The organism is Archangium gephyra, assembly GCF_042230915.1.
Classification (GTDB): domain Bacteria; phylum Myxococcota; class Myxococcia; order Myxococcales; family Myxococcaceae; genus Archangium; species Archangium gephyra_B.
Genome location: NZ_CP102578.1, coordinates 8905499 through 8922716, shown reverse-complemented (window position 1 = coordinate 8922716; position 17218 = coordinate 8905499). Strand labels below are relative to the sequence as shown.

The window sequence follows — 17218 nt, the reverse complement described above, 5'->3', positions numbered from 1 at the left end:
CGCGCCTTTGGGCACCCGTGGGGGGTGGCTTATGGGCTTCTCTTGGAGTCAAATCAACCGAGACCCGGAGTGTTTTCCTTCCAGGTGGAGAACTATCAACACATGGGGTGGATCCGCGGCCATCTGCGCAATGGTGAGCAGTCGGAGGTCCTCTCCGGCTGCTTGGCGGCTTTTTCGACAGCCCGCATCAACTGGGTAGTGTGGCGCGCCTCATGACAGACAAGACGACGAAATCCCTGCTGGTGGCGATCGTGGTGCTTCTGGCGTTGAACCTGTATGCGACCAGTGCCGGTGGTTTGGTTCCACAGGCTCATGCCGCCAAGCCGGAGCCCCTGGTGCGGTGCATCATCGAGCAGCCCGTGGTGGTCAAGAGCATCGCGGAGCCAGTGGTGGTGCGGGGTGCTCAGACCTGGGACATTCCCGTGTCTCTGGACAGCAAGCTGGTCGATTGTAGCCGGAGGGGATGCGCGCTCCGCGCGGCCGAAACGAAGGTCTGGTGAAGCGCCGGTGATGGCGGAATCCGGTGGGGTGGAGGAGAGAGATTCCGCCCATCGGGCTGGTACTTCAATCGGAGCCGGGAGAAGGGGAGAGCGGTGTCCACCGCACCTGACCTGTCATCCTGGCGCCAAGGTCGAGGTCCTTGAACTGGGGGAGGGCCCGGAAGGTTCCTGCCCCGGCCGGCCGGTTCAGCCGATTGACCAGGAGCGCCTCCAACTCCTCGTACCGGAGGCGCTCCTCGGGGAGGGCGGGGAAGGTCTCCATGCGGGTCCGCCTGGCATCGAACGCCTCCCTCCACCGGACGAAGATGGCCGATTGCTCCAGGGCCCACTGGACGGTCTCCTCGTCGATGGGCCAGAGCTCGTAGTCGGGTGCGTAATCGTCGCGCTCTTCGTCGAACCTGCGCTCGAAGGCGTGAGGCCTGCCGCCGTAGCCGGCGATGCCCTGCAGCGGCCATGCATCGTGGATGGCGTGCACGACGTGGAGGGGCTCGAATCCGTCCGTTTCGTCCGGTCTGGACATCGCGTGTTCCTTCTCCTGCACTCGGGCGAGCCCTCGCCTGCCCCCTCGCAAGAACGAGCCGTGGGGAGGGGCGGTGGTTATCTGAGGTTCGTGACGGCTCCTGGCATACCCGAATCTCCGCTCTCGGTCCTCTGCCGCGGCTGCGGGCTGTGCTGCGATGGCAGCCTCTTCAGCCACGTGGGGCTCGAGCCGGAAGAACTGGAGCGTCTGCGCGCCCTCGGCATTCCCATCAAGCAACTGCGGAGCGGGACGCAGGTGCTTGCGCAGCGTTGCGCGGCGCTCGAGGGCCGTGACTGTAAGATCTACAAAGACCGTCCGTCGAGCTGCGCGGCGTACCAGTGCCTGCTCGCGGAGTCCCTCGTCGAGCAGCGGGTCACCCTGGAGGAGGCCCAGGCGGTGGTGCGCAAGGCCCAGCGGCTGATTGCCATCGGCCACGCCCGACGCTTCCTTCGACAGCGCTTCCGCGGACGCAAGGGCCTCGATTGAGCCGGGAGTGTCCCGGTCCGCCGCGCGATCAATCGAGGTGGGCCACTTCCACGTCGAAGCGCTTCACCTTGCGCGCCGTGAGGAGTTGGTACAGCCGCTGGGAGATGAGCAGCAGGGGAAGTGGGCGGTAGGGACCCAGGCGCTGGCCCACTGCCTGGCGCGTGCACAGCCAGTCCGCCTCGCCCACGCTGGAGCGCTGGACGTGGACCTCGGAGAGGACGTCGAACCCCACCACATGCCCCGCCGGGCAGCGGGCCTCATCGGGCTCTGGGACGAAGAAATCGGCACCCACCCGGGTTTCGGGCGCCAGCTCAACCAAGCATTCGGGCAGCAGGAGCTGGTACCAGTGTGGGGTCGGCTTGCCTTGCCGACTCACCACGGGTCCCAGCTCGTAGCCACGCATGCCCGCGGCTTTCATCTCCTCGGCCAGCCGCGCCGACACCACGATTTCTCCACCCAGGGTCCGGGCGATGTCCCTCTTGGGTATACGCTCCAACTCGAGGTGCAGCGGGCCCACTTGTCTGGCGCCGAAAGCACACTTCGGACAGGCCTTCGTTTCATCATACACCGTGCCGCAGTCTTCGCCTGTTGGCTCGAACCAGGGGCGCACTTTGAGCCAGAGGAGCCTGGCATCCTTCAATTCCCTTTGCGTGTATTTCCGGTGGATTTCCCAATAGGTGACCAGGACCGAGTCCTGCCCGCGCATCTCCTGCTCATGCTGACGTATCCGCTCGACAAGTGGGTCGTCCAGCTCGAGCAATACCCGGCGTGACAAGCCTGTCTCCCGTCCTACGTCAGGAGGAAGAACCCGTTTCGCCTCGTCCGCGAAAAGCCGCACCTCGAGGAGTTCCCGCATGATCAAAAATGAATCCCGGGGAGAGGGTATCTGGCGTAGACCTTCTTCATGATTTCCAGAACGACGTTGAGCCGTGGCGGTCTCTTTCCATAACCCGCCAGACGCCGGAACTCATTGGTGATGAGCTGATGATAGGCGGGATCCAAGTCCACGGTGGGGCCGTTGTCCGGACCGTCGAGATAACGGGGGTGAAAGTGATGCTTCTGCTTGGGGCCACCGGCCAGGTGGGGAAAAGCCTTGCGCGCCTCCTGCATTCCCTTGTCGTACAGGGCGCGCGCCGCATCCGGGTCGGGTGGTGGTGGCGCGGACATCAGGACCAGGGCTCCCACTCCGCTGCCCAGTGCGGCGGTCACCGTCCCCAGCGGCACGGCCACCTCTTCCACCGCCAGCAGCCCCTGGGCGCCGAGCCGCAACACCGGCAGCCGCACCCCCGCACCGGCCATGCGCACGCCCGTACCCGCCGCTCCTCCCGCCAGCATGAGCAGGTGCGTGGACAGCCGGGAGGCCTCCCGGACCTGCTCCTGCAGCGGCCTGTCCCGGTAGCGGGCGAAGTACTCGGGTGAGGCCTCGATGAGGGTGGCCACGACGGTGGGGAGCTGGCGCAGGCCCTGCAGTGTGCCGTCCACGTCCGTCAGGCTGGCGGCCAGGGCGAGTGTGGTCTCCGCGAAGGCGTCCGCGGCACCGTCCAGCGCCGTGTTGACGAGATCCTTCTCCAGCCCCAGTTCGCCCAGGGGAATGTCGCTGGAGAGGCGGAGCTCATCGTCCAGCGGGTAGAAGACTCCACCCCGAGAGAGGTAGAGGCGGCCGACGACGAAGTTTCCGGCCATGAGGGTGCCATCCCGCAACGCCACCTCCCCCATGCGCTGGGAAGGCTGGCCGCTGGAGGTAGAGGCGAGATAGCCGTCGGGCCGCATGACGACGAGGACGAGGAACCGCTCGCACAGGAGGCGCAGCTCGGAGGCAGACAACTGCCGGCCCTGCTTCAGGGCATGGCGCGACAGCCAGGCGAGGGCGGTGCGGGGGGCGAAGGTGCCAGGTGACAGCGGTGCCCTGGCGAGCCAGGACCACAGGGCAAGGGCTTGCTGGGACTGGAGGGAGTGATTCGCGGCCAGACGCACCCGCTCGTCCACCTGTGCGGACTGCTGCAACAGGGCGCAGGTGTCCTGCTCCCGGGGAATGCGCGGGCGGTAGTCCTCCCACCAGGGCGTAGTGGGAGGAAGGGGAGCCGCGGGAGCGGAGGACAGCCGCCAGGAACTCGGCGGATGCGGACGTGCATGTTCCGGGTGCCAGTGCGGAGCCATGGCACAGCCGGCCAGCAGGGTGCAGGCGGCCAGGGCCAGCAGGGCCGCTGCCGTGCCTCGGTGGGAGCGGGGGGCGTACGACATGCCCTGGAGCTATACACACCCGGCGAGCCGGAGGCGACGGCACAGCGCCTCTCCTGGGTTCCTCAATCCTCCACCACCACCGTCACCGGTTGGCTGACCTGGGGGCGGTGCACCATGGCCGCGGTGATGACGTGCTGCCCGGGCCGGAGGCTCCAGCGGAACTCGTGCGGGTAGCTCACCTCCGCCACCGGCACGCCATCCACCATCCAGACGATGGGCTCCGTGCTTGGCGTCACGTCTGCCGTCAGCCGCAGCGTCGAGGCCGACGCCGGCGTGTCCGGGTCATACAGCAGCCGCACCGTGCCCCTCGGCTCGCGGATGGCCACCTTCGGCTCCAACTCCTCGGGCCGGCTCGGGCACAGTGGGCTCTCCCTCAGCGGCGCGATGTCCAGGTGCTGCCGCCGCGCCCACTGCTCGTACTCCTCCGGCAGCGCCAGCATCACCCGCGTCACCACCTCGCGCTCCGCGCACGTGGGGCCCGCCCTCAATCCGTTGCGCCGGTCCAGCCGGACCTTCGCGTGGAAGGGACAGCTCTCCGCCGGGGCCGTGCCAGCCACGAACCACTCGCTCTTGCGGTGCGGGCACTCGGGACCGGCGAGCCGCCCCGACAGCGGGCACACCTCCAGGGGCAGTGCTCCCGTGGGAGGTGGGAAGCTGTCGAGCACCGGCCGGTACGGGCGCCAGTCCGGCATCACCGCATCGAAAATCTCGTGCACCGCGTTGGCCGCGCCGAGCAGCCCGCCTACGCCATTCATCCGGCGCCAGTCGTGGTTGCCCACCCAGACGGCCACGAGCAACCGATCGCTGAAGGCCATGGCCCAGGCGTCGCGGTAGCCCTGGCTCGTGCCCGTCTTCACCGCCACCGCGTACGGGTAGTCCAGCGCGCTGCCCACGGGGAACGAGGGCCTCCGGGCCAGCGGGTCCGCGATCATGTGGCGCACCAGCTGCGCCGACTCGCGCGTCATCAACCGGCGCGAGGGCGCCACGGGCTCGTCGGTGAAGCGCCGCAGCGAGCGCGTCTCTCCCTCGTGGGCCAGCACGAGGTACAGCTCCGACAGCTCCTCCAGCGTGACGTGCAGGTTGCCCACCGCCAGGCCCAGCCCGTAGCGGTCCGGCTCGTACGAGATGCCGTCCACGCCCGCCTTCTCGAGGAATCGCAGCGTGGGCTCCACGCCCACCTGCTCCAGCACGCGCAGGGCGGGGATGTTGCGCGAGTTGCCCAGCGCCTCGCGCAGCAGCATGGGCCCGAGGAAGGAGTGGTTGATGTTCTCCGGCAGGTAGGAGCGGCCGTTCTCCACCCGCACGTCCATGGGCGTGTCCGCCAACTCGGTGGCGGCGGTGACGATGCCCTTCTCCAGCGCCAGCCCGTAGATGAAGGGCTTGAGCGTGGAGCCCGGCGAGCGCCGCTGCTTCACGAAGTCGATGGCGCCCCGGTGCTCCTGGTTGAAGAAGTCACGCGAGCCCACGTACGCGATGATGTCGCCCGTCTCGGTGTCCACCACCAGCGCGGCGGTGTTGCCCGCCCCCGCGCCGTCCAGCCGGTTGAGGTTCCGCTGGAGGATGTGCGCCACCTTCGACTGCACCTCCAGGTCCAGCGTGGCCGTGGAGATGGGCAGGCCTCGCGCTCGGGCCAGCTCGCTCCACTCCAGCACGGCGTGCAGCGCCTCGGGCATGCGCTGTGGCCGGGGCACGAGGCCCAGGTCCGCCTGGAGTGACTGCTCCAATTCCTCTCGCGACAGGCTGCCCTGCGCGTGCAGCGCGCGGAGGATGCGGTGGCTGCGCTTGCGGGCGCGGCGCAGGCCGTCCTCGCTGTACGGATTCATCCGCCCGGGGAGCTGCGGCAGGCCCGCGAGGAAGGCTGCCTGCGCCCAGGACAGATCCTCCACCGGCTTGTCGAAGTAGAGCCGCGCCGCGCGCGCCACCCCGTGCACCCGGTTGCCATAGGGCGCGATGGCCAGGTACTGGCGCAGCACCTTCTCGTGGCCGTGCCCGTGCACGAGCAGCAGTGCCTCCACGGCCTCGCGCACCTTGCGCCACGCGGTGCGTCCCCCGGGCGTCTGCATCCGCGCCACCTGCATGGCCAGCGTGGATGCCCCCGAGATGATGCGCAGGTTGCGCACGTTCTGCACCAGGGCCCGCCCCACCGACGGCAGGTACACGCCCGGGTGCTCGTAGAAGTGCCGGTCCTCGGTGACGAGCGTGGCCTGGACGATGCGCTCGGGCAGCACGTAGGGCACCGGCCAGTAGCCGAGCTCCCCGCCCGTCCCGGGCACCTCGCCCAGGTACGCGCCCCGCCGGTCCAGCACGAGGCGCGAGGGCTCGTAGCCGAGCAGCCCATCCTGGAGGCCGGAGGCGAACCACACCCCCGCCGCCAGCAGCACCAGGGCGAGCACCGCCGCCCGGCGTGTCCACCTACTTCTCATGCTCTCCCTTCACCAGGATGCGCAGGCCCTCGCCGCGGCCGCGGATCGACTCTCGGTACATCAGCTCGGCCCAGGGCGCCGGGTGCACGAAGGAGCCCTCGGTGGCGGCGCGCACCCGGAAGTGGAAGGTGTGCGTGCCGCGCGGCATGCGCAGGAAGTAGTAGCGCACCTCGTTGTCCAGCCGCTGCACGTAGGCCGGCGGCAGCGAGTCCGCCTGCGACGGCTTCGCGTCCGAGGACGCATTGGCCAGCTCCGGGTTGAGCGGCTCCAGGCCCGCCGCGAAGGGCACCACCAGCGCCACGTGGACTCGGTCTTCCTCGGTGACGATGCGCGCGTGCAGCTCCAGGATGTCGCCCACCTTCAGCTCCTTCACCTCGCCCGAGGCGTCGTCGAAGCGCGTCTCCTCGGAGCCATCCGCGTGCAGCCAGGTGGCGCTGCGCGAGACGATGAAGCCCTGCTTGAGCGGCGTCACCTTGTCTCCCGGCGTGGCCGGCACGTACTGGGCCTCCACGCGCATGCCCACGGGCCCGCCCTTCACGGTGGCGGAGAGCTGCGCGTCACCGGCGACTTCGGCGCGGGCCGTCTTCGTGTTCTTGTCCACCTTGAGGGCGGCGCCCGACGAGAGCGTCACGGTCGTTTCTGGCACCGCGGGCTTCGCCTTCTCCAGGTATAGCGCCAGCGCGCCGATGGCCCGGCGGTTCTCGAAGGTGCTGCCGAAGCCCGTCTCCGCGCTCGCGTAGGAGAGGAGCGCGTCGCGCAACTGCTCGAGCCGCGCATCCTCCGGAGACAGCCGCACCAGCGCCTCGAAGACGGCCGCCACGCTGGCGGGCCGCGAGCTCAGGTAGCCGTAATACCCCCACGCGTCGCGGCGCCACTTGAGGCCCTCGAACACGGGCTTGCCCTTGTTCAGCTTGATGATGACGCTGTCCCACAGCTCGCCGCGCAGCACGTCCAGGTTGGTGCGGTACACCGCGGGCTGGGTGGACATGGTCGAGGCCAGGTCCGCCAGGCTCTGGATGTCCAGGCGCTCGCGCAGCTGGAAGAGGTCGATGAGGTAGTGCTGGTCCAGCGAGCCCACGCGGGTGAGGGCGCGCAGCGCCGCCGTCTGCTGGTTGTAGCGCCACTCCTGCACCAGGCCCGGGTAGTCGCTGCGCAGCACGCGCTTGAGGCCCTCCACCGCGCGCGTCTGCAGCTTCTCGTCCACCTTCAGGCCCGCGCGCCGTGCCGCGTCCAGGAACTCCACCGCCTGCGCCGTCACCTGCACGTCGCCCGGCCCTCCCGGCCAGAAGGCCAGCAGGCCCTGGTCATCCTGGTAGAGCGACATCTCCTCCTGCATGCGTTGCACGTTCTTGTCGATCTGCTTGCCGAAGGGCGTGCGCACTCCCAGGTCGCGCAGCAACGCGGCCATGGCCACGTCCGGGTAGAGCTGCGACAGCTTCTGCTCGAGGCAGCCGTGCGGGTACTCGGCCAGGTACTCCAGGCCGGAGATCATCTCCAGCACGCCGGGGATGGAGGTGATGACCACCTCCTGTGACGCGGTGCCCGGACGCGCCGGCTCGGGCAGCGGCTTGAGCGGGGTGTTGCCCGCGTTCAGCGTGGAGAAGTACGCGAAGTGCTCCACCGTGCGGTCCGGCAGCACGGGCAGCTGTACCTCGAAGGCATCCCCGGCCTTGTCCGCCTTGCGCTCGATGTCCACGCGCACCTTCAAGGACTGCGGCTCGGACACGTCCGCGTTCTGCACGGTGATGGGGGTGACGAAGCTCATGGCCCGGTTGGCCTGCAGCTCCACGCCCTGGCTCAACGGCTGCACGTCCGCCGGGCCCGTCACCCGCACCTGCACCGAGCCGGGTCCACCGTTGCCCTCCACCACGCGGCCCACGCCGCCGCCCCAGAAGCGGTCTCCCTGGCGCACGAAGCGCGGGAGCTGCGGCTGCACCAGCACCGGCAGCCGCACGCGCAGCACCGTCTGCTTGTAGCCGAAGCGCTGCAGCCCGGAGATGGCCACCGCGCGCACGCGGAAGTTGGTGAGGTCGTCCGACAGCGGCACCTGCACCGTCAGCTTGCCGGAGGCCGGCACCTGCAGCGTGGCCTGGTAGTACGGCACCGTCTGGAAGTTCTTGCGCACCACACGCTTGCCGCTGCCTTCCTGCTCCTCCTCGCTGCCGTCACCGCCGGGCGTCTCCTCCTGCTCGAAGAGCTTGCCCACCAGGCTGTTGCGCGTGTCCCTCAGCGTGGTGCCGCGCGTGTTCTCCTTGATGAGCTCGTCCAGCGGGTTGAGCGTCCCCTCCGGCGCCAGCGACAGCACGGCCTCGTCCACCAGCCACAGCGTCACCTCGCCGGCCAGCGGCTTGCCCTGGTCGTCCTTGAGCGTCAGCTCCACCGGAATGGTGGCCCCGGGGCGCGCCGTCTCGGGGTGCTTGAGCTCCACCACCACCTGGTTGCGCACCGGCTCCACCTTCACGTCCACCGAGGCCCCGAGCGTCTGCGGCCGGTAGCGCGAGTCGTCCTTGTCTCCCTCGCCGAGCCGTCCGCGCATCAGCAGCACGTGCACCGGAATGTTGGGCACGTGCTGGGCGCGGATGGCCAGCTCGTGCACCGCCTTGCCCCCCGTCACGTCATGCCAGGTGTACGTGTTGCCACCCGGCTCCTCCACCACCACCAGCGCGCGGCCCTCCTGGAAGGGGCTCTGGAGGATGAGGCGTGCCGTCTCGCCCGGCTTGTACGAATTCTTGTCCGGGGTGAGCCCGAACACGCCCTGGCGCGACTTCTGCCAGGCGATGGGCGTCTGGCCTCCCACGTACAGGTCCGCCGACAGCGTCTGTACGCGCCCCAGCTTGTCGCGCGCCACCAGCTCCACCACGTACACGCCGGCCTCCTTCAGCTCGAAGGCCGGGGAGACGGGCTTGTCCTCCGTGGTGGTGATCGTCTTCTCCGCGAGCTTCACGTCCTCCTGCTCGGTGACGTAGCGGGCGTCACCGGTGGCGAAGGCCGTCTCGCGCAGCTGGCTGTGCCAGATGCGCTTGTAGAGACGCACCAGCACCTCCTGGCCCTTCACCAGCTTGTCGTTGACGCCCACGGCGACGATGTCCGGCGTGAGCGTGAAGGGCTTGTCCGAGTAGCGCGGCAGCTTCAGGCCCAGCACGAAGGGCGGCAGGGCCTTCACGTCCTGCGCCGCGGAGACGGGCTGGTTGTCCGCGCCGGTGACGGTGGCCTCGAAGCGGTAGATGCGCGCCGAGCCGTCCAGGTCCAGCGCTGGGTTGACGCTCATCTCGTCCGCGCCGTTGTCATCCAGCGTCGCGTTGCGCGTCATCGCCTCGGGGGCGCGGCTCTGCCCCTCGCGGGCGAACTGGTTGCTGGAGGCGAAGAGGAAGCCCTCGCGCTCCTTGGGCACGTAGTAGTAGGGGCGGCGCGTGACGGTCCACGCGATGGGCTGCCCGGCCACGTTGCCGCCCGCGTAGTAGCGCGCCACCGCCTTCACCTTGAAGGGCCCGTCCAGGCGCACCGTGGCGGGGCTGGACAGCTGCACCTCGAAGGTGGGCAGGCGGTAGGCCTCGATCTGGAACTTCCGGCGCGCCAGTTCCTGACCCGTGCGCACCTCACTCAGCACCGCGTAGTACTCGCCGGTGGGCGCGTCCTTCTCCTGGAACTCGGCGGAGAAGCCGTACAGCGCCGTGAAGGTCAGCGGCAGGTTCCACGTCTGCTCGCCCGGGCCCTCCACGCGCAGCGCGTACTTGCCCGCGTCCCCGGGGGCCACGAAGTCTCCGCCCACCTCGTTGCGCAGGAATCCCTTGAGGTAGACCTTCTCGCCCGGCCGGTAGATGGGACGCTCGGTGAAGAGGAAGCCGCGCAGTCCGTCGTTCGGCGGCGGCGGCGTCTGCTGCGACAGCCACTCCAGCCAGCCCGAGGACGGCGACCAGTGGTTGTTGGCGAAGGATGCCGGCGCCTCGCGCGGATCCAACACGAGGATGTCCTCGCCGTTGCGCACGGTGACGCGCTGGAGCTGCACCCAGCTCGGCTGCGGGCCCAGCGTCGCCCGGCCACTGCCGTCCGTGGTGAGCTCATGCGTGAAGGGCTCCTGGAGGAACGCGCCCTTCTGCTTCGGGTTCGGCACGCGGCGCTGGCCCTCGAGCACGATGCGTGCGCCACGCACCTCCTGCGCGTCGTCCAGCGTGCGCACGAAGAAGACGGCCTTGTCCCGCTCCTCCACCGTGCTGAGCGACAGGTTGGTGATCTGCACCCGGACATAGGAGCGCTCGGGCGCGCCGGTGAGCCGCCGCAGGCCGACGAGGTACGTGCCGGGCCTCACCTTGCCCACCACCGGGTTGAGCAGGGGCGCCAGGTCCAGGCCGAAGGTGGTGGTGCCGCCACGCTTGGGCAGGGGCAGGTCCACCAGCGTGGAGACGAGCGGCGAGCCCAGCAGCCGGATGTGCGCCGCCAGCTCGTCCTCGCCGATATAGCCGGGCGTGGGCTTCACCTGGGGCTCCTCACCGGGGAAGGGCGGGGCGCTCTGCTCGTTGATGACGATGGGCCGGTTGGGGAAGGGCCACAGGCCGGGGTGCAGCGGATCCACCCGGTAGATGCGCACGTCCGCGCGCGCGTCGCCGTAGCCCTGCAAGGGCAGCATGCGCGGGCCCTTCGCCTCCATCACCGCGGTGCCCTGCATCCAGCGCAGGAAGGGCTGCTTGAAGTCCAGGTGGAAGAAGACCTGGAGCTCGCCCGGGTCCCTCAGCGGCCGGCCGCTGTCATCACGGATGGGCGCGGCGCCGATGCGCATGCGGTACAGCGTGTCCGGGACGAACTTGCCGCGCAGCGCCACGCGCGAGCCGTAGGCCTGGTAGTGCAGATCCGGCACCGCGGGCTCCAGCCGCACCAGCTTCTTGAGCGTGGTGAGCGACAGGCCCTCCACCGGCGCGGAGAAGACGAGCTGCGGCAGGTCTCCCTGGTTGCCGCAAGCGAGCGCCATGTCCCGGGGCGTGGAGGCCCCACCCGTCAGCGAGAACTGGCTCCGGCCGCACTGCACCTGCTGGAGGTGGAAGGCCGGCCGCGTGGACAGCCGCCCCACCCAGAGCACCTTGTCCTCGTCGCCCAGCGCGAGGCTGACGTTGACGCGCAGCTGCTTGCCCTCGGGTACGTCCTCCTCGAGGGTGATGGCGTAGACGGCCTGCTCGCGCTGGCTGCCGCGCGGCAGCTGCGACAGCGTCCAGTCCTTCAGCACCCGCGTGGGCGAGTCCGCCAGGCCCGGCAAGTCCCTCACCTCCAGCCGGACCATCTTGCGCAGCGAGTCGAGCGGCAGCGCCTGCGGGAAGGTGAGCGTGAGGGTGCGGAAGGGCCTCAGGTCCGTGCTGTCGGGCTGCGGCGACATGGCCGAGGGCGCCGACATCATCGTGGTGAGAATCTTGCGCGCGCCGCCCGCCTCGAAGGAGAAGCGCGCCAGCGCGGGCCAGGGCTCGGCGGGGCGGAACTGGAGCGTCTTGCGGTCCGCCCAGAACCACTGGCCGGGCCACGAGGGCACCACCTTGAGCAGCTTCGCGCCATCATCGGCGCTCTGCTTGCCGGGCCCGGCGTTGTCGGGGAAGTAGACGGTGACCGGGTCGAAGCCGCGCAGGAACTGGTCGGGGAGGAGCTTCACCCCCCCGCCTTCCGGGCGCTGGCTCTCGTCGGCGGGACGGTACTCCTGCGCCCGGGCCGGGACGGCCGCGAGCACCAGGAGCAGGCAGAGCAGGGAGTTCACGAGGCGCATCACGGGTTCTCTCCGATGCGATTGAAGAAGTCGCGCAGGTACTCCTCGGGGACGCCGGTCTTCGCACCGGCCAGTCCCACGAGGACGGGCTTGAAGGGGAGGGGACGCTCCAGCGTGCTGGGAGCGTGGATGGCGAGCAGGTACGTGCCCTTCTCCAGGGCGAGGAATTGCTGACAGCCCTCGCCCAGCACGCGCTGGGAGGTGTCGAGCAGGGTGCACTGGAGCACCTCGGCGGGCACCTGCAGCCCCAGGCCGATGTGGCCGGCCGAGGCGGTGTCGAAGCGGAAGTAGTGCGTCTGGCCCGGGGCCACCCAGCCCTCGGCCTGGGCCACGCCCTCGGCCAGCTCCTTCACCGGCTCGTGCGTCCAGGTGAGGTTGCCGGAGAGGGGTTGGTCGGCGAAGCCACGCACCACCAGCCGGTAGGTGCCGGCCGTGAGCAGCCGGTCGAAGGAGCAGCCGCGCTCCAGGCCCGCCACCACCAGCACGGCGTTGTCCCGGGTGAGGCCGCAGACGCCCGAGTCACTTCGGAGGTGGACGACGGCGTCGGCGGGCACGGTGAGGGTGCGCTCCACCACCTCGCCCGAGAGGCGCAGGGCCTTCGCGGCGGGCAGCAGCTCGGGCACCTTGCCCTTGGGTGCCGGGGGCAGCAGGGCCATGCCGAGCCCCTCCGGCGCCGCGAGCACCGCGCGCACGCCGCCCGGGTTCGTCTCCAGCACCACCTGGCCGCGGCGGCCGGGTGGCACCTGGAGCTCGCAGCCCTCCAGCCGCGTCCCGTCGTCGAGCGAGGCCACGCACCGCTCCGCGCCCGTCACCCGCAGGTGGCGCGGGCCCTCGGAGCCGCCGAAGGACAGCACCTGCTGGCCGGGCACGCGGGAGGTGGCTTCGAAGAGGGTCGCCAGCGGCACGGCCGGCCTGGCCGCCTCCACCGAGAGCACCTCCGTCTGCACGCGCGACTCGGCCGGGGACCAGAGGAGCACCGCGCCGTTGGTGCCGCTCAGGATGCAGCGGGAGAGCGCGTCGCCGGGCGGGCACAGGTCCACCGCGGCCCCCTTGTCATCCACCAGCACCGCCCAGGCCTCCCGGGGGAGCGAGAGCTGCACGCGCGTGGGCCCGGCGGGCAGCACCATGCGCAGCGCGGGCCCGCCGCTCCACGTCAAGTCTTGCAGGCCGGGCGTCAGCGGCACGGACGAGGTGGGCACCGGGAAGGAGAGCCGCTGGACGACGGCCTCGCCCTTCTCGGCCACGGGCGTCCACCAGCGCGCGAGTGACTCCTCGGTGGGGCCGGTGGCCGCGTAGCACACGGAGCTCCGCTGCTGCGCCACGCCTCCGTCCAGCCGGCACGCCGGGTAGGCGGGGTCGCCGAAGGGCACGCTCACGCGCAGCAGGTGCACGGCGTCCCGCTTCGAGCGCTGGCGCAGCATCGCGGTGTCCCGGCTCAGCGGGGTGCGCTGCTCCTCGGCGTCCTCCAGCGTGTCCACGCGCTCGGAGAGGGAGAGCTTCGTCTCGCCGGTGGCGCCGGGCACGCCGAACACCCAGTCACCGGCCTCCAGCGAGGCCTCGGGGCCGCATGGGTTCAGCGGGCCCAGGCGGGAGGCGGGCAGGCAGTAGACGCCGCTGCCCGTCTCGTAGCGGCCGGGCCTCGGCACCTGCGCTCTCGTGGCCTCGCGCGCCGCCACGCTGGTGCTCACCTTGGTGGGCTGGCCCAGCGTCCAGACGCGCACGCGCCAGGGCGAGGTGCCGGGCTTGAGCAGCATCATGCACTCGCGCACGTCCATGCCCCGCGACACCACCGCGCCGCGCTCGTCCTCCAGGGCGCAGGAGAAGGCCGACTTCGCCCGCAGCACCACGTGCTGCAGCGTCTCCGCGGCCACGGGCGGCAGCGTGGCGCGCACCACGCCGTTGCCCACCTCCAGCGTGCCGCCCTCGGCGAGCACTCCGGCGTCGGACACCGTGGCCAGCTCCACCGAGACGCGCGAGGGGCCCGGCTGCTGTGTCTGGCTCTCCAGCACCAGCGTGTAGCTGCCCGCGGCGAGCGGCTCGGCGATGGCGCAGTTCCAGTCCGCGCCGTGGTCCGCGCTCTCCACCACCAGCCGCCCCGTGCCGTCGAAGAGGCGGCAGCGCACGTCCGTGCTGCCTCGCGTGAAGAGGCGCAGCGTGCCGTCCACGGGCAGCACCAGCGGGAAGCGGCCGGGGACGCTCACGTCCTTCACCATGGGGGGCGCGAGCACCTCGGTGCGCAGGTACAGCGTGTAGGAGATGGCCACGTCCCCGCGGCTGTGCTCGGTCACCAGCGTGTAGCGCCCGGGCTCGAGTTGAATGGCCTGGCCCTCGGGGGGCGGCGCGCTCGCCGTGCGCACCGGTGCCACGGGCGCGGCCGGAGCACCTTCCTCCTCCTCGTTGGGCACCTCGGAATACTCGGGGGGCTCCTGCGCGGCCTGCTCACCCTCGGCGTACTCGGGGGCTTCGGCGTACTCGCCGTCCGGCGAGGGCGGGGTGTACGTGCCCTGCGGGGCGATGACCTCCACGGGCTTGAGCGCGCCATCCGCGCCCGCCGTGTAGAGCCGCCCCTGCATGCCGTTGGAGAGGGCGAAGGACACGGCCATGCGCGCCGGCACCTCGAAGGTGAACTCGTCCTTGCCGTCCTTGCCCAGCTCCGCCTGGTACCACTGGTTGTAGCGCACCGGGTGCGCCTTGTTGCCCTTGAGCACCACCGGCGGCTGGATGCGCTCCAGCGCGGTGCGGCGCATGGACTCCACCGTCAGCGGCAGCTGCGTCCACAGGTAGGTGCCCTGGGCCAGCCGCATCGACTGCTCGCAGGGCGTGGGCACCGTCACCACCGGCCAGCCCTGGGGGTCATCCAGGCGGCACTGCAGCCGCGCACCCAGCGCGGCCGTGGAGAGGGTGTAGTCCGCGCCGCGAGGCACCGTGAGCTTCTGCTGGATGAGGTCGCCCGCCTCGACGCGGAAGAACACCTCGCCATCGGCGCGCACGCCCTCGGCCACCTTCACGTCCCGCCGCTCCAGCAGCACGGCCCCGCGGCCCTTGCTCTGATTGACCGTCTTCGCGGTGAGCAGGTAGCGGCCGGGCCGCAGGTAGGTGGACACGAGGCAGTTGCGCCCGCGCCCTCCGCCCTGGGCGCTGCCCACCTGGGGCACCACCGGCGTGCGGATGCTGCACTCGGTGGCCAGCAGGCCCTGCGTCGTCACGTGGTAGAGGCCCTCCTTCTTCACGTCGAAGGTGAGCGAGTGCGACTGCCCGCGCTCGAAGTCGAACCAGGCGGGCTCGGAGGGCTGCAGCGAGGGCAGGGGAGGGAAGAGGGGTGAGTACGCGCTCAGCGGCGGCGGAGGCGGCGCGGGCGGCGGGGGCCGGTGCACCACCAGGTTGAGGGGCTCGCCGCCCGGCTGGGACAGCGTGAGCGTTCCACCCGTGGACGGCAACTGGCAGCGTCCCTCACGCGCCTCCACCCGGGTGCCTCCCAGGGCGCACGTGAAGGGCGCACCGCCGGCCGAGCGCACCTCGACGGCGCCTCCCTGGGCCAGCGGCAGCTCGAGCGGCCCCGGGCCATCGAGCACCACCGGCAGGGGCTCGGAGAGGGTGAGCGGCAGCGGGCGCAGCACCAGGCCGCGCAGGGACTTGCCCGTGTTGCGGTTGGCGACGATGCGGTAGGTGATGTCCTGGCGCAGCTTCACGCCCTTCGCGAAGCACGCGGTGCGGGTGGGCGTGTCCTGCTGGGGCTCGCGGCCCTCGGAGGCCAGCGTGAGCCGCTCGATGCCCTCGGTGCCGCCGTACAGCTTCAGCTCGTAGAGGCCGGGCCCGGCCGTCACGGCGATGCGGCACGTCTGCCCCGTGGGGTTGGACTGCATGACGCGCTCGCGCCGGGGGCCGTCCACCTGGTACAGCTCGCAGCGGCTCTTGCGGTCCCCGCTGGTGGAGAAGACGTAGCGGCCGGAGCGCATCACGTCGAACCAGACGGTGGCGTTCGAGCCGTTGTAGTTGAATGCCCGGCGCAACGGGCGCTCGGCGTCCACCTTGGGCACGTCGAAGGCCACGGGGACCCAGTCGCGGCCCATCGTCGTCTCCAACATGCACCCCAGGGGCACGTTGTCCGGATCCAGCGGCACCTCGTGCAGGCCTACCAGGAACTCGCCGCTGGAGGGCGCGTCGAAGTACGGCGTCAGCCCGCCCTGGCCGTAGGTGCCGTCCTGGAAGCGATCCTTCGCCGGCAGCGGCGCCCATTGCAGCGTCAGCTGCGTCCCGGGCTCGCCCCGGAGGATGGCCACGTGACGGCTCGCGGCCGCTCCTCCCACCATCGCGCTGCACTGGGGGATGAGCGCCTTGCTCTGAATCTGGCAGCTGGCCTCCAGGCCCGAGGTGACGTTGCTGGCCCCCTCCGCGGACAGCCCGTGGAGGCTCACGCGGGTGGTGGACTGCGCACTGCTCTCGCGCGACAGGAAGAGGGCGCTGGGCCCCGAGGGCAGCTCCACCGCGGACATGCCCCAGGGCGGAAGGGTGACGGTGAGCGAGCGCTCCGCGGGCGCCTTCGGGAAGCCGTAGGCCACCGAGAGGGTGTTGTCCTCCTGGCCCTCGGTCCACTGCTTCGGGGCCGTGCCGTAGGCGGTGAGCAGGTAGTTGCCCGGGTCGAGCGTGGTCTCCAGCCACCACTCGTACTGAGGCTGCCCCGCGCGCGGTTGCGTGGAGGCGTCCCGTACCTCGACGGGCTCCAGCCACGCGCCGTTGCGCCACAGCCGCACGTCCCCGGCGGTGCGGCCGGAGACCCGCAGGGTGACGGGCTGGCGCTTGTCGAGCGAGAGCCAGTAGGAGGCCTGGTGGCGCGGGGCGAGCACCTGGCGCACCTCGCGCTCAGGTAGCAGCCGCACCGGGTGGGCGTTGTCCTCCGTATAGGCCACCGCCTTGAGGTCCACCTTCCCCTGGGTGCCCTTGCCCTTGGCCAGCGAGGCCAGGCGCAGCTTGTAGGTGCCCGCGTCGAGCAGCAGATCCAACTCGCAGTTGGCGCTGCCCGCGGTGCCGCTCTGGGCGAAGGGGCCGCGGACCTGGTCGACGATCTCACAAGAGGTCCCGGAGGGCGTGCGCGCGGTGATGGCCACGCGTGCGGCGCGGTCGAGCGTGACGAGTGCCTCCTGGTTGCCCTTCGCCGGCACCGAGGCGGGCGAGAGGCTGACGGCGTTGAGCAACAGGAGGGTGACGGACAGCGGTGAGAGGAGCATGAGGCCCTCTGGTGGAGGAGCCGCACAGGGGGTGCGGCCGGGCGCTCCTCTCATACCAGCAATCGGCGGGCCACCCCATAGGT

At 70.8% G+C, this 17218-nt stretch carries 8 protein-coding genes; 2 read left to right on the top strand and 6 right to left on the bottom strand.

Features of this window, described 5'->3' with window-relative positions; genetic code table 11:
- Positions 1-212: 212 nt before the first annotated feature.
- Complete coding sequence (locus NR798_RS34910) at positions 213-500, top strand: hypothetical protein (RefSeq protein ID WP_375766871.1); 288 nt, start codon at positions 213-215, stop codon at positions 498-500.
- Between the two features lie 64 nt (positions 501-564).
- Here the strand turns inward: NR798_RS34910 and NR798_RS34905 are convergent, their stop codons facing one another.
- Positions 565-1020: a hypothetical protein gene (locus NR798_RS34905; protein ID WP_375766870.1), complete on the bottom strand. Its 456-nt coding sequence runs from the start codon at positions 1018-1020 to the stop codon at positions 565-567.
- Positions 1021-1110: 90 nt separating this feature from the next.
- Between NR798_RS34905 and NR798_RS34900 the strand changes: the two genes are divergently transcribed.
- Entirely contained in the window at positions 1111-1506 is a 396-nt protein-coding gene (locus tag NR798_RS34900) for a YkgJ family cysteine cluster protein (RefSeq protein ID WP_375766869.1), read from the top strand.
- Positions 1507-1534: 28 nt separating this feature from the next.
- On the opposite strand, the gene NR798_RS34895 is transcribed toward NR798_RS34900, so the two are convergent.
- The 5 genes from NR798_RS34895 to NR798_RS34875 form a co-directional block, all read right to left on the bottom strand.
- Positions 1535-2362 carry a hypothetical protein gene (locus NR798_RS34895; protein WP_375766868.1) on the bottom strand — a complete coding sequence of 276 codons (828 nt, stop codon included), beginning with the start codon at positions 2360-2362 and terminating at the stop codon, positions 1535-1537.
- A 2-nt stretch (positions 2363-2364) separates the two neighbouring features.
- A complete protein-coding gene (locus NR798_RS34890) occupies positions 2365-3747 on the bottom strand; it encodes a hypothetical protein (RefSeq protein WP_375766867.1) in 1383 nt (460 codons plus the stop codon).
- Between the two features lie 62 nt (positions 3748-3809).
- Positions 3810-6170, bottom strand: a complete 2361-nt coding sequence (gene pbpC / locus NR798_RS34885) for a penicillin-binding protein 1C (RefSeq protein WP_375766866.1) — start codon at positions 6168-6170, stop codon at positions 3810-3812.
- On the bottom strand, positions 6160-11910 hold the full coding sequence (locus NR798_RS34880; protein ID WP_375773868.1) for an alpha-2-macroglobulin: 5751 nt from the start codon (positions 11908-11910) through the stop codon (positions 6160-6162). The genes pbpC and NR798_RS34880 overlap by 11 nt, the downstream gene beginning before the upstream one ends.
- Positions 11910-17135 (bottom strand): hypothetical protein, encoded by a 5226-nt coding sequence (locus NR798_RS34875; protein ID WP_375766865.1) that lies wholly within the window; start codon positions 17133-17135, stop codon positions 11910-11912. Before NR798_RS34875 ends, NR798_RS34880 begins: the two co-directional genes overlap by 1 nt.
- Positions 17136-17218: the final 83 nt, after the last annotated feature.